This window comes from Pseudomonas bubulae (assembly GCF_037023725.1).
In the GTDB taxonomy this organism is placed as follows: Bacteria; Pseudomonadota; Gammaproteobacteria; order Pseudomonadales; family Pseudomonadaceae; genus Aquipseudomonas; species Aquipseudomonas bubulae.
Genome location: NZ_CP146077.1, coordinates 1,531,397 through 1,544,861 on the forward strand (window position 1 = coordinate 1,531,397; position 13,465 = coordinate 1,544,861).

The window sequence follows — 13,465 nt, forward strand, 5'->3', positions numbered from 1 at the left end:
CATGCCTTTGCCATTGATTTATCAGCGCGGCATGGCACTGCTGGTCAGCCTGGTTTTCATGCTGTTGCTGAGCCTGATCGGGATGGCTGCAATGGTCAGTGCGACCCTTCAGGAAAAAATGTCTGCAGGCGTTCAACATGCCAACCACTCATTTCAGGCCGCAGAAGCGGCGCTTGGCAGTGGGGAGGCCTGGCTTCAGATCCAAGGGGGCAGGGTATTGCCTTGCACTTCGCCAGCAAGCTGTAACCCGCCCCCAGAGGCGCGTACTCAGGCTGTGCCAGGCATCGATCCGGCCTCCGGGGTACGTTGGATAAGCGTTGCGAACGGGCTGTATGGTGTTCAGAACCTTGGGCCAAGCATTACGCCAGCCCATTTACCAGTGACCACCACTACCCGTTTGTATCGAGTTACCGGTATTGGCTGGCACGGGCAGTCGCGCACCGTACTGGAGAGTATTTATGCGCGTTATCAAGGGCCGGATAACGCTTCGCAAGAGCGTGTTGCCAGGGGTTTTCACCGGGTCATGTGGCGACAGCTGCAATAGGACGCACGAAATGTACAGGTATGTAGCAGGTTTTACCCTGATCGAACTGATGATCGTCGTGGTTATCACCGGTATCCTTGGCGCATTCGTTTATCCGTTGTACGGCGATTATGTAAAGCGGGCTTACCGCTCTCAAGTTGTTGTCCTGTTGACGGAGCAAGCCCAAAGTCTTGAGCGCTTTTACACAAAGAACGCGGTATATAGCGGTATGAAAGACCTTAGTTCAGGCAATCAGCACTACGACATCAGTGCCGATCTCGTCGACCACGGCTACTGGCTGAAGGCGACGCCCAAACAAGGTTCGGCAATGGCGGGGGATTCGTGCGGGAGCTTTACGCTGGCTCACACCGGTATGGCAACGATAACCCAGGCCGCCCCTGGCCTGACAATGCAGCAGTGTTGGGGGCGCTAACGATTGATTTTGAATGACGGGCTGGATTAACAGATGGCTAGGCAGCAACGGGTGGTGATTGTCGGGGGCGGTGTCATAGGCCTGCTGACTGCGTTTAATCTGGCGGCTGATGTAGAGCAGGTGATTGTGCTGGAGCGTGGCGGGGCGGGCCAGGAGTCCTCCTGGGCCGGCGGCGGTATTGTTTCGCCGCTTTATCCGTGGCGCTATAACTGTGCTGTAACGGCCCTGGCGCACTGGTCTCAGGACTTTTATCCGCAATTGGCCGAGCGTCTGTTTGCTTCGACGGGTATTGATCCTGAAGTACACACCACCGGGCTGTACTGGCTGGACCTGGATGATGAGGCTCAGGCGCTGGAGTGGGCCGGGCGCGAAGGGCGACCTCTGGGGGCGGTCGATATGTCGGCAGTCCATGATGCCGTGCCCGTGCTGGGCGGTGGTTATGCACACGCAATTTATATGGCTAATGTGGCCAATGTGCGGAATCCGCGGTTGGTGAAATCGCTGAAGGCTGCACTGCAGGCGATGCCGAATGTCACTGTGCATGAGCAGTGCGAGGTGCTCGGTTTTGTTCGCGAAGGCGAAAGAGTTTGCGGGGTCAATACGGCCCGGGGTGAGATTCGCGGCGACGAGGTGGTGTTGTCGGCCGGGGCCTGGAGCGGTGAGTTGTTGAGCGGGCTGGGGCTGGAGTTGCCTGTGGAGCCGGTCAAGGGGCAGATGATCCTGTACAAATGCGCATCTGACTTTTTGTCGTGCATGGTGCTGGCAAAAGGGCGTTATGCCATTCCCCGCCGCGACGGTCATATCCTGATCGGTAGCACGCTGGAGCATGAAGGCTTTGATAAAACCCCGACCCTTACGGCCCTTGAGAGCCTCAAGGCCTCGGCAGTCGAATTGATCCCGGCCCTGGCCGATGCTGAAGTGGTGGGGCACTGGGCTGGGCTGCGGCCAGGTTCGCCCGAGGGCATTCCGTATATTGGGCGGGTGTCAGGTTTTGATGGTCTGTGGCTCAACTGCGGGCACTATCGCAACGGTCTGGTATTGGCACCGGCGTCCTGCCAATTATTCGCGGACTTGCTGCTGGGGCGTGAGCCGATTATCGACCCGACGCCTTATGCGCCAGAGGGGCGGATTTAAGCGGCTACAAACACAGAGGGATTTCTGTCGATACTCTGTTGTAGATCAAGCCCTATTGTGGGAGCGAGCCTGCTCGCGAACGACCTTCGCGAGCAGGCTCGCTCCCACAGTTGCCGTTTTCCTGTCGTAGCCTGCGGCAGCGACCGCAGGTGGCTTAACCCCTTGGTTTTGGCCCTTGCTCCAGATGCTGCTGGGTGCAATACCACTCTTGTTGCTGGCTCAGGGCGCGGTCACGGGGCAGGTGTACGCCACAGTGGGCGCAGCGCACCATTGGCTGAGCGCTCGGGTCGACCGGTTTTTTGGTCGCGGCCATACCGGTCTTGTATTTGCGCCACAGCCAAACGCCTGCAGCAATCAGCGCTGCCCAGATCAGTAAACGAAGCATGGTAATTCGCTATTCGAGAAAAGATGCACCAGTTTAGCCAAGGACCTGGCAGGCGCACAGCGGTAAATCAAACATAAAAAAAGAGCTCCGAAGAGCTCTTTTTTTATGTGCTAAACGATCAGTCGAACAGGCCCAGGGTCATGTAGCTGAACCAGGAGCGGCTTTTACCTTCAGCTTGCGGTTCTTCGATGATGTCGCCATCGGCATCCTTTGGCTTCAGTTCTGCCGGGATTGCATCCTTGGCATCCTGGTACTGCTTCTGGATATCCATGTTTGCACGGGTTTCACCCGGTGGCAGCGGTGTGCTGGATTCGATCAGGCCCAATGTGGCCTTGCTCAGCCATGAACGGTTGTCCGACTCGGAAACCTGCGGCACAAACTGGCCGTCTACCAGGCTCGGGTGGTCCGGGTAGTTGGTCTTGAGCACTTCAAGGCTGGTGTTGGCCAGCTGGTCGAGATGCATGCGCTGGTAGGACTCAACCATTACCGCCAGGCCGTCGCCGACCGAAGGAGTTTCCTGGAAGTTTTCGACCACATAGCGGCCACGGTTGGCAGCGGCTACATAAGCCTGACGAGTCAGGTAGTAATCGGCTACGTGGATTTCATACGCTGCCAACAGGTTGCGCAGGTAGATCATGCGCTGCTTGGCGTCGGGTGCGTAGCGGCTGTTGGGGAAGCGGCTGGTGAGCTGGGCGAACTCGTTGTAGGAGTCGCGTGCAGCGCCCGGGTCACGCTTGCTCATGTCCAGCGGCAGGAAGCGCGCCAGCAGGCCAACGTCCTGGTCAAAGGAGGTCAGGCCCTTGAGGTAGTAGGCGTAGTCAACGTTCGGATGCTGTGGATGCAGGCGGATAAACCGTTCGGCAGCCGACTTGGCCGCTTCGGGCTCGGAGTTCTTGTAGTAGGCGTAAATAAGTTCAAGCTGGGCCTGGTCGGCGTAGCGACCGAACGGGTAGCGTGACTCAAGGGCCTTGAGTTTGGCGGTAGCACTGGTATAGCTGTGGTTGTCCAGGTCGGCCTGTGCCTGCTGGTACAGCTCCACTTCGCTGAGGTTTTCGTCAACGACTTCTTTAGTCGACGAGCAAGCGGCGGTCAGTGCGAGGATGGCGATCAGCAGCAGGTGTCTCACTTGCATGGCGGCTTGCGTCCCTATGACGGCCGCTGTCTTGGGCGGGTCCGTCCTGTTATGATGAGTGCCCCGTGAAAAGCCTCGGGGCAAAAGACGCCGTATTTAACCACAAGCGCGCAGCCGAAACCAAAGGCTTGGCGCGGTCCTGATGAGCATGTCCGAGAAAATTCAACTTCGCGAAGAGGTGCCGTCCGAACTGGGTGGCCAACGCCTCGATCAAGTCGCCGCACAATTATTCGCTGAGCACTCGCGCTCGCGCCTTTCCGCCTGGATCAAAGACGGCCGCCTTACTGTGGACGGAGCCGTCATACGCCCCCGTGACATCGTACACGGCGGTGCCATCCTGGAGCTGACTGCAGAGCAGGAAGCCCAGGGTGAGTGGATCGCTGAAGACATCCCCCTGGATATCGTCTACGAAGACGATGACATCCTGGTCATCAACAAGCCTGCGGGCCTGGTGGTGCACCCGGCTGCAGGGCATGCCAGTGGTACTTTGCTCAATGCCTTGCTGCATCACGTACCGGACATTATCAATGTGCCGCGTGCGGGGATCGTGCATCGCCTGGACAAGGACACCACCGGTCTGATGGTGGTCGCCAAGACCATTCAGGCGCAGACACAACTGGTTACACAGTTGCAGAGCCGCAGTGTCAGTCGTATCTATGAGTGCATCGTTATCGGTGTCGTGACCGCCGGGGGCAAGATCGACGCGCCTATCGGCCGTCACGGCCAGCAGCGCCAGCGCATGGCGGTAATGGAAGGCGGCAAGCAGGCGGTCAGTCATTACCGTGTGCTTGAGCGTTTCCGTTCCCACACCCATGTGCGGGTAAAGCTGGAAACCGGTCGTACGCACCAGATTCGTGTGCATATGTCTCATATCAACTTCCCGTTGGTCGGAGACCCTGCCTACGGCGGTCGCTTCCGTATTCCGCCGTCTGCCAGCGTGACGATGGTCGAGTCCCTGAAAAACTTCCCGCGTCAGGCGCTCCATGCCCGTTTCCTCGAGCTGGATCATCCGACGACCGGTAAGCGCATGAGCTGGGAATCAGCACTGCCTGACGACTTTGTCTGGCTGTTGACGTTGCTCAAGCAAGACCGTGAGGCATTTATCGGGTGAACACCTTCCTGATTCCTGACTGGCCAGCGCCGGCAGGCATCCGGGCCTGTGTGACCACCCGTGCGGGCGGCGTCAGTGTGGCGCCGTTCGACAGCTTCAACCTGGGCGACCATGTAGGCGACGACCCTGTTGCCGTTGCGCATAACCGCCATCGCCTTACCCATATTTTTGACGTACAGCCCGCCTGGCTTAGCCAGGTTCACGGGGTTGTGGTCGCACCTGCCAATCCCGAACTGATTGTTGAGGCCGATGCCAGCTGGACGGCCACCCCCGGTATTGCCTGTACGGCAATGACGGCGGATTGTTTGCCTGCATTGTTCTGCGATCGTGCTGGCACTCGTGTTGCGGCAGCCCATGCCGGTTGGCGCGGGCTGGCGGCCGGGGTGCTTGAAGCCGCCGCACTAAGCCTCAATGTTGCGCCACAGGAGCTGCTTGTGTGGCTGGGGCCGGCCATTGGCCCCAAGGCATTTGAGGTCGGGGCCGAGGTGCGGGAGGTCTTTGTAAAAGACATGCCCCAGGCCGAAGCCGCCTTTGTGCCCAGCATCAATGCCGGGCGTTTTATGGCCGATATCTATGAGCTGGCGCGTTTGCGTCTGGCCCGCTTCGGTATCACGGCTGTGTACGGCGGGGGTTTTTGCACCGTGACCGACCCGCGTTTCTTCTCCTATCGGCGCAGTCCCAATACTGGCCGCTTCGCATCACTGGTTTGGATCGAAAGACCGTCCAGCTGATCTGCGTCATTTTCCAAACGCTTGAAACTCTCGTAATCGCCCGCATCTACTATGGTATCTGGCAGGTTTCTTCATTCAGGAGTTTCCATCCCTCCGGCCTGCTCATAAGGAAGGTGACGAATGCGTATAGATAGATTAACCAGCAAGTTGCAATTGGCGTTGTCCGATGCTCAGTCATTGGCCGTTGGCCTCGATCATCCGGCCATCGAGCCTGCGCACTTGATGCAGGCATTGCTGGAACAGCAGGGCGGTTCGATCAAGCCGTTGCTGATGCAAGTCGGTTTCGATGTAAACAGCCTGCGTAAAGAGCTGACCAAAGAGCTCGATCAGCTGCCAAAAATTCAGAATCCGACTGGCGACGTAAACATGTCGCAGGATTTGGCACGTCTGTTGAACCAGGCGGATCGTCTGGCGCAGCAAAAAGGCGACCAGTACATCACCAGCGAAGTTGTATTGCTGGCGGCGATGGACGACAACAGCAAGCTGGGCAAGTTGTTGCTGGGTCAGGGCGTGAGCAAGAAAGCCCTGGAAAATGCCATCAACAACCTGCGTGGCGGCGAAGCGGTCAATGACCCGAACGTTGAAGAGTCACGCCAGGCGCTGGACAAGTACACCATTGACCTGACCAAGCGCGCCGAAGAGGGCAAGCTCGACCCGGTGATCGGTCGTGACGATGAAATTCGTCGCACCATTCAGGTCCTGCAGCGCCGTACCAAGAACAACCCGGTACTGATCGGTGAGCCTGGCGTGGGTAAAACCGCGATTGCCGAAGGTCTGGCACAACGGATCATCAATGGCGAAGTGCCTGACGGCCTCAAGGGCAAACGTCTGCTGTCCCTGGACATCGGTGCGCTGATTGCCGGTGCCAAGTTCCGCGGTGAGTTCGAGGAGCGCCTGAAAGCAGTGCTTAACGAGCTGTCGAAGCAGGAAGGGCAAGTCATCCTGTTTATCGACGAATTGCATGTCATGGTTGGCGCCGGTAAAGGCGAGGGTGCCATGGATGCGGGCAATATGCTCAAGCCTGCACTGGCTCGCGGTGAGTTGCACTGCGTGGGTGCGACCACGCTCAACGAGTACCGCCAATACATCGAGAAGGACGCAGCACTTGAGCGTCGCTTCCAGAAAGTACTGGTGGACGAGCCGAGCGAAGAAGACACCATTGCGATCCTGCGTGGCCTCAAAGAGCGTTATGAGGTTCACCACAAGGTAGCGATTACCGACGGTGCGATCATTGCGGCGGTCAAACTCAGCCATCGTTACATCACCGACCGGCAGTTGCCGGACAAGGCGATTGACCTGATGGACGAGGCTGCCAGCCGTATCCGCATGGAGATCGACTCCAAGCCTGAGGTACTGGACCGTCTTGAACGTCGCTTGATTCAACTGAAGGTTGAAGCCCAGGCGTTGAAGAAAGAAGAAGACGAGGCCGCGAAAAAACGCCTCGAGAAATTGCAGGAAGAAATCGAGCGTCACGAGCGCGAATATTCGGACCTCGAAGAGATCTGGACCTCGGAAAAAGCCGAAGTGCAGGGCTCTGCCCAGATCCAGCAGAAAATCGAGCAGGCGCGCCAGGAGCTTGAAGTGGCCCGCCGCAGCGGCAACCTCAACCGCATGGCCGAGTTGCAGTACGGGATCATCCCTGATCTGGAACGCAGCCTGCAGATGGTCGACGAGCACAGCGGCAAAACTGAAAACCAGTTGTTGCGCAGCAAAGTGACTGAAGAGGAAATCGCGGAAGTGGTATCGAAGTGGACGGGTATCCCGGTCTCCAAGATGCTCGAAGGCGAACGCGACAAGCTGATGAAAATGGAAAGCCTGTTGCATGAGCGCGTGATTGGCCAGGACGAGGCCGTAGTGGCTGTGTCCAACGCCGTGCGGCGCTCCCGTGCCGGCCTGAGTGACCCGAACCGTCCTAGCGGCTCGTTCATGTTCCTCGGCCCGACCGGTGTGGGTAAAACCGAGTTGTGCAAGGCGCTGGCCGAGTTCCTCTTTGATACTGAAGAGGCGATGGTGCGGATCGATATGTCCGAGTTCATGGAGAAACATTCCGTGGCTCGACTGATTGGTGCGCCACCAGGCTATGTGGGCTACGAAGAAGGCGGTTACCTGACCGAAGCGGTACGGCGCAAGCCTTACTCGGTGATCCTGCTGGATGAAGTCGAGAAGGCTCACCCGGACGTGTTCAACGTGTTGCTGCAAGTGCTGGAAGACGGTCGCCTGACTGACAGCCACGGCCGTACCGTGGACTTCCGCAACACGGTGATCGTGATGACCTCCAACCTGGGCTCTGCACAGATCCAGGAGCTGGTGGGCGATCGCGAGGCACAGCGTGCAGCGGTGATGGATGCGGTCAGCACCCACTTCCGTCCGGAGTTCGTGAACCGGATCGACGAAGTGGTGATCTTCGAGCCTCTGGCCCGTGATCAGATTGCTGGCATCGCCGAAATCCAGTTGGGTCGTCTGCGCAGTCGTCTGGCTGAGCGTGACTTGAGCCTTGAGCTGAACCAGGATGCTCTGGACAAGCTGATTGCGGTTGGTTACGACCCGGTTTATGGCGCACGCCCTCTGAAACGTGCGATCCAGCGCTGGATCGAAAACCCGCTGGCACAACTGATCCTGTCCGGTCAGTTCTTGCCTGGCACCACCGTGACAGCCAGCGTGAAGGACGACGAAATCGTCTTCGCATAAGGTTTGAAAGCGGTGTTTTAAGAGAGGCCTCGCTTTGCGAGGCCTTTTTTTTCTAGGGTGTTGATCTGTAAGGAAAACGCTTGTAATATGCGCCCCGCAGCAAGCAACCCGTAATAGCGACTTGGCCCAAACCGAGAAGCCCGCTGGAAGAGCTAAGTAATTGTCTTCTAACGAAAAATAAGGGTTGACAAGGCTTTTAAAGCTTGTAGAATAGCCGACCTCAGAGACGCCAACGCAGCGATGCGAAGAACTCGAAGAGTGTTGCTAAGCAGTAAGGCAACAACGTTACAAATTGAAATATGTAGTTCCGCGATAGCTCAGTTGGTAGAGCAAATGACTGTTAATCATTGGGTCCCTGGTTCGAGTCCAGGTCGTGGAGCCATTTTCAAGCCGGGGTATAGCGCAGTCCGGTAGCGCGCCTGCTTTGGGAGCAGGATGTCAGGAGTTCGAATCCCCTTACCCCGACCATTTTTGGGTCGTTAGCTCAGTTGGTAGAGCAGTTGGCTTTTAACCAATTGGTCGTAGGTTCGAATCCCACACGACCCACCATTTTTGGCTCCAGTTCGCTGGGGTTAGATCTTAAGATCAGAGGCCAAAAGCACTGATCGAAGAAGGCGCCTCTTGAAGGTGCTTTTTTTTACCGGGGTATAGCGCAGTCCGGTAGCGCGCCTGCTTTGGGAGCAGGATGTCAGGAGTTCGAATCCCCTTACCCCGACCATTTTCTGCCCGGCAGTAATGGGTATAGAAAATAAGGCGCTGATGCCAGTTGCATCAGAAGCCATAAAAGAGCGTCCTTACGGACGCTTTTTTATTGTTGTAAAAGTTGAAATATGCAGTTCCGCGATAGCTCAGTTGGTAGAGCAAATGACTGTTAATCATTGGGTCCCTGGTTCGAGTCCAGGTCGTGGAGCCAGTTTCAAAGAATTTTTGGGTCGTTAGCTCAGTTGGTAGAGCAGTTGGCTTTTAACCAATTGGTCGTAGGTTCGAATCCCACACGACCCACCATGTTCGGCTCCAGTAGCCATAAAAAAAGCGTCCATTGGACGCTTTTTTTATGCCTGTAGGAAACGTAACCCTGTAGTCGCAGCCTTCGTTCTTCAGCAGCTGCTACGAGGTTTTTGCTTCAGCTTGGGTTTGCAGCCTTGTTGTCCGCGTCCTGAAGATCCTGCAGCGCGGCCGAATACTGATCTGCTTCTGCCTTGGGCACCATCTGCCATGACGGCTTGCGCAATGCATAGAAGATAAACGGCGGCACGCCTGCGACGATCAATCCCAGCAACAAAATCCCCGCATATTCGAAAAACGGCATGCTGCTGAAGCTGTTGGGCGGAATAAAGCCGAAAATTAGCGCCACGCAGGTTGAAAACAACCCCAGGTAGCACCAGCCATGCAGCCCCTTGAGCACATAGCCGCGTTTTACATTGGGCTGTGTTTTACGCAGTTTCATGGCCGCCATAAACATGAATACGTAGATGATCAGGTACATCAGCGCAGCCATCGCACTGATCATCCAGAAGGCATCGGATACATTGTCGAGAAAGATGTAAATCGTCGACAGCAGCGTGACGATAACGGCCTGTAAATACAGAATGTTTTTTTGCACGCCTTTTTTGTTCACTTCCTGCATCACAGGTGGAAGCATTCCGGCCTTACCGACGAACAGCAAGCCGGTAGACGGCCCGGCAGTCCAGGCCAGTACCCCGCCCAACGCACCGATAATCAGCAAAATGGCCATGATCGGGGTTGCCCATGGCATGTCGAAGCCCTGGAAGAACGCAGCGTAAGCCTGGATAACCCCGGCGGTAAGGCTGGTTGAGTCAGCGGGTACCACCAGCGAAATCGCCACCGTGGGCGGGATAAACACCAGCAGGATCATAAAGAAGGCCAAGAGAATCGCCCGGGGCATTTCCTTTTGCGGGTTACGCAATTCACGGGCGTGAATGGCGTTCATTTCGATACCGGCAAACGCCAGGAAGTTACTCACAATCAGTACCAGGCCGGTAATGGCGCCGGTAAATTCCTGCCAGAAGTCCGGGTGCAGGTTGCGCGAGCCGGATTTGACTGTGGAGTGGGTATCGAAAATGGCCGGGATCAAGGCATCCCAAGTCAACGGGGTGGCTGATTTATGCCCCAGCACCAGCCAGGCGACGCCGAGCAAAACCAGCAGCGCGGCGGGTAATGCGGTGCCCAGCAGCATGAACCATGACGTCAGCTTCGACAGTGCTGTCAGCCCGTTAAGTGCCACAAATGTCGATAGCCAGTATAAAACGATGATGACGGCGGCAGTAAATACACCGCTTTTGGCCAGTTCAGGGTTGATCAGATACGCCATGGTGCTGGCGCCAAACCCGAGCACAATCGGGTACCAGACCACCACTTGTACCCACATGAACCACATGATGAAAAAGCCCGGGCGGTCGCCGTAGGCTTGTCTTACCCAGCCATAAATCCCGCCGTTCCAGCCTGTGCCCAGTTCAGAGGCGACCAGGGATACCGGAATGAAAAACAGCAGTGCGGGGATGACATAGAGAAAGACCGAGCCCAGACCATAGACGGCCATGCTGGGTAACGAACGAATACTGGCAACAGCGGCAACCATCATAAAGCAGATGGTCAGCCAGGACATGTAGGTTTTAGCTTTGCTGGTGGTAGCCATAAGTATCCCGCTCCCTTACGCGAATTCGTGCAACAGGCTCAGATTGAGCGTGCGGCTAAGGTATTCGGCGGCCAGTTGACCGCGAACGCTGTTACCGGCTCCGTCCAGTGGCGGGGCAAAGGCGGCGATGGCGCACACCCCCGGAACCACCGCCAGAATGCCGCCGCCGACCCCGCTTTTTCCCGGCAGGCCGACTTTGTAGTACCAGTCTCCGGTGGTGTCATACAGGCCATTCAGGGTCATCTCGGAGAGGATTGGCGCCACGTTGTTGGCCCGAACCGCGCGTTTTCCGCTGATCGGGTTGACGCCACCATTGGCCAGGGTAGCGCCCATGGTCACCAGGTCATGGCAGGTGATCGCCACGGAACATTGACGGGTGTAGACGGCGCACACTTCCATCGGGTCGGCGTACATATAGCCGTAACTCTGCAATAGCCAGGCAATGCCGCGGTTGTGCTGGTTGGTCTTGGCTTCCGATTGATAAACCTCGTCGTTGACCGTCAGTTCACGCCCGGCGAAAAGGTTGTAAGTCGCCTGGATCTGGTCCCAGCGCGCTTGCGCCGTATCGGCTTCGAGGAGGCTGACAGTGGCCATGGCGCCTGCGTTTACAAAGGGGTTGAGCGGTCGGCCCTTATGCAGTTCCAGGGCAATCACCGAGTTGAACGGCTCACCTGTGGGGTCGCAACCGATCTTGCTGCGCAAGGCTTGCGGTCCCACTTCATCGAGTACATGGGCGAGGGTGAATACCTTGGAAATCGACTCGATGGCGAAGGCGTAATCGGTGTCGCCGACTTCTGCATGGGTACCGTCGCAGAACATGATGCTGATGCCGAACAGATGGGATGGCACTGAGGCCAGGTAAGGGATGTAGCTGGCGTTCTTGCCGTGCTGATTGCTGGCAAACCGTTGCAGGGACTGGTCCAGCGCCTGTTTTACCGTGCTGTCTACGGTCGTGGGTCTTTGCTTCATCGTGCTCGCTCCGTGAGTACTATCGAGAATCGAGACTATAGATCGGAAAATGCACGGTGGTCGGAAATCGGACGGCAGACCTCAAATGCTTGGCTATGCTGGCTGGGCCGAAGCTGAGCCAGAGTTGCAACGGCGGGCTCATAGATTGACCAATACTCAAGGAGAGTTCACATGGCACTGCACCGTATCAAGCGCAACAAGGACGTCGACCCCGTATTTGGTTCTTCTGCGCTGGCTCATGCCGCTGCAATCAAGCTGTTCCCCGAGGCTGAGCAAGCGCCGGGTGAGGTTTTCCAACTGGTCCACGATGAGTTGTATCTGGATGGAAACTCCAGGCAGAACCTCGCGACCTTTTGCCAGACGTGGGAAGAGGACGAGGTCCACAAGTTGATGGACCTGTCGATCGACAAGAACATGATCGACAAGGATGAGTACCCGCAGTCTGCGGAGCTGGAAAACCGCTGTATTCATATGCTGGCGGACTTATGGCATTCGCCGGAAGCGGCTACCACCATCGGTACTTCCACCGTAGGCTCCAGCGAAGCCTGCATGCTGGGTGGTCTGGCTGCATTGTGGCGCTGGCGTGCGGTGCGCAAGGCGGCAGGCAAGCCGACAACTACGCCGAATATGGTGTGCGGTCCGGTGCAGGTGTGCTGGCACAAATTTGCCCGTTACTGGGACGTCGAAATTCGTGAAGTGCCGATGTCGGAAGGGCATTGGTTTATGACCCCCGAGGACATGCTGGAGCGGGTCGATGAAAATACCATCGTCGTAGTGCCGACCTTTGGCCAGACGTTCACCGGGCTGTATGAAACCGTAAAGCCGTTATCCGATGCTCTGGATGACTTGCAAAAAAGCACGGGTCTGAATATTGATCTGCACGTCGACGGTGCAAGTGGCGCGATGCTGGCTCCGTTTTGTGCGCCGGATATTCTTTGGGATTTCCGCGTGCCGCGGGTCAAGTCCATCAGTACCTCCGGGCACAAGTTCGGCCTGGCTCCGCTGGGCGCGGGCTGGGTGGTTTGGCGGGATGAAAAGGAACTGCCTGAAGGGCTGGTGTTTCATGTGAATTATCTGGGGGGTGATATGCCTACGTTCGCCCTTAACTTTTCACGTCCGGCCGGGCAGATCATCTCGCAGTACTACAACTTCTTGCGTCTGGGGCGTGAAGGCTATGAGCGTATTCATTCAGCCTGCTACCAGACGGCACAGTTTCTTGCGGCTGAACTGGTCAAGGTCGGACCGTTCGAGATGCTCTATAACGGTGACCCGCAGCTGGGGATTCCGGCGTTGACCTGGCGTCTGAAGCCAGGGGCGAAAACTTCATATTCGCTGTATGACCTGGCAGACCGGTTGCGCACCCGTGGCTGGCTGGTACCTGCGTATAGCTTGCCGGCAAATGTCGAGAACGTAGTGGTGCAGCGGATTCTGGTGAAGCAGGGTATGTCGATCGACATGGCCAAGTTGTTGCTGGAGGACTTTGTGCGCGCGGTGAAATTCTTTGACGAGCATCAGCCCCACGGCTTTAAAGGCCGTGAAGCCGAGGCGGGTAATCACGCGGGGCGCTGATTACGCGGCGCTGTAGATACTCTGTTGTAGATCAAGCCCTATTGTGGGAGCGAGCCTGCTCGCGAACGACCTTCGCGAGCAGGCTCGCTCCCACAGTTGCAGTTTTTACTGTCGCAGCCTTCGGCAGCGACTAC

Annotated in this window: 11 protein-coding genes and 6 tRNA genes; 13 read left to right on the plus strand and 4 right to left on the minus strand. The window is 57.0% G+C overall.

All coding sequences use genetic code 11. From position 1 onward, the window contains the following. Position 1: 1 nt before the first annotated feature. Genes V6L81_RS07105 through thiO form a run of 3 tightly spaced genes read left to right on the plus strand, consistent with a single transcriptional unit; the run spans position 2 to position 2,090 of the window. Complete coding sequence (locus tag V6L81_RS07105) at positions 2-544, plus strand: PilX N-terminal domain-containing pilus assembly protein (RefSeq protein WP_095023417.1); 543 nt, start codon at positions 2-4, stop codon at positions 542-544. Between the two features lie 10 nt (positions 545-554). Then, entirely contained in the window at positions 555-956 is a 402-nt protein-coding gene (locus V6L81_RS07110; RefSeq protein ID WP_095023416.1) for a type IV pilin protein, read from the plus strand. Positions 957-989: 33 nt separating this feature from the next. Then, positions 990-2,090 carry a glycine oxidase ThiO gene (gene thiO, locus V6L81_RS07115; protein ID WP_095018372.1) on the plus strand — a complete coding sequence of 367 codons (1,101 nt, stop codon included), beginning with the start codon at positions 990-992 and terminating at the stop codon, positions 2,088-2,090. 154 nt (positions 2,091-2,244) lie between these two features. On the opposite strand, the gene V6L81_RS07120 is transcribed toward thiO, so the two are convergent. Next, complete coding sequence (locus V6L81_RS07120) at positions 2,245-2,475, minus strand: PP0621 family protein (protein WP_094999338.1); 231 nt, start codon at positions 2,473-2,475, stop codon at positions 2,245-2,247. 118 nt (positions 2,476-2,593) lie between these two features. Then, complete coding sequence (locus tag V6L81_RS07125) at positions 2,594-3,607, minus strand: outer membrane protein assembly factor BamD (protein WP_094999337.1); 1,014 nt, start codon at positions 3,605-3,607, stop codon at positions 2,594-2,596. A 148-nt stretch (positions 3,608-3,755) separates the two neighbouring features. Between V6L81_RS07125 and rluD the strand changes: the two genes are divergently transcribed. From rluD to V6L81_RS07170, 9 genes are all read left to right on the plus strand, one after another. Next, entirely contained in the window at positions 3,756-4,718 is a 963-nt protein-coding gene (gene rluD / locus V6L81_RS07130) for a 23S rRNA pseudouridine(1911/1915/1917) synthase RluD (RefSeq protein WP_094999964.1), read from the plus strand. Beyond that, positions 4,715-5,449: a peptidoglycan editing factor PgeF gene (pgeF, locus tag V6L81_RS07135; protein ID WP_094999336.1), complete on the plus strand. Its 735-nt coding sequence runs from the start codon at positions 4,715-4,717 to the stop codon at positions 5,447-5,449. Before rluD ends, pgeF begins: the two co-directional genes overlap by 4 nt. Before the next feature lie 120 nt (positions 5,450-5,569). Then, complete coding sequence (gene clpB / locus V6L81_RS07140) at positions 5,570-8,137, plus strand: ATP-dependent chaperone ClpB (RefSeq protein ID WP_094999335.1); 2,568 nt, start codon at positions 5,570-5,572, stop codon at positions 8,135-8,137. Between the two features lie 306 nt (positions 8,138-8,443). Next, a tRNA-Asn gene (locus V6L81_RS07145) sits at positions 8,444-8,519 on the plus strand. 9 nt (positions 8,520-8,528) lie between these two features. Continuing rightward, a tRNA-Pro gene (locus tag V6L81_RS07150) sits at positions 8,529-8,605 on the plus strand. Between the two features lie 5 nt (positions 8,606-8,610). After that, positions 8,611-8,686 (plus strand) — tRNA-Lys (locus V6L81_RS07155). A gap of 92 nt (positions 8,687-8,778) precedes the next feature. Next, positions 8,779-8,855 (plus strand) — tRNA-Pro (locus V6L81_RS07160). A 119-nt stretch (positions 8,856-8,974) separates the two neighbouring features. Beyond that, positions 8,975-9,050, plus strand: a tRNA-Asn gene (locus V6L81_RS07165). A 16-nt stretch (positions 9,051-9,066) separates the two neighbouring features. Continuing rightward, positions 9,067-9,142 (plus strand) — tRNA-Lys (locus V6L81_RS07170). A gap of 118 nt (positions 9,143-9,260) precedes the next feature. Here V6L81_RS07170 and V6L81_RS07175 read toward each other — a convergent pair. Both V6L81_RS07175 and glsA read right to left on the minus strand, forming a co-directional pair. Continuing rightward, the gene (locus V6L81_RS07175; protein WP_095001626.1) at positions 9,261-10,793 is read right to left on the minus strand and encodes an amino acid permease; all 1,533 of its coding nucleotides are present in this window, start codon (positions 10,791-10,793) and stop codon (positions 9,261-9,263) included. A 15-nt stretch (positions 10,794-10,808) separates the two neighbouring features. After that, positions 10,809-11,762: a glutaminase A gene (glsA, locus tag V6L81_RS07180; RefSeq protein WP_095001625.1), complete on the minus strand. Its 954-nt coding sequence runs from the start codon at positions 11,760-11,762 to the stop codon at positions 10,809-10,811. A gap of 171 nt (positions 11,763-11,933) precedes the next feature. On the opposite strand from glsA, the gene V6L81_RS07185 reads away from it, so the two are divergent. Further along, positions 11,934-13,331, plus strand: coding sequence for a glutamate decarboxylase (locus V6L81_RS07185; protein WP_095001624.1), 1,398 nt, complete (start codon positions 11,934-11,936; stop codon positions 13,329-13,331). The last annotated feature ends 134 nt before the right edge of the window (positions 13,332-13,465 follow it).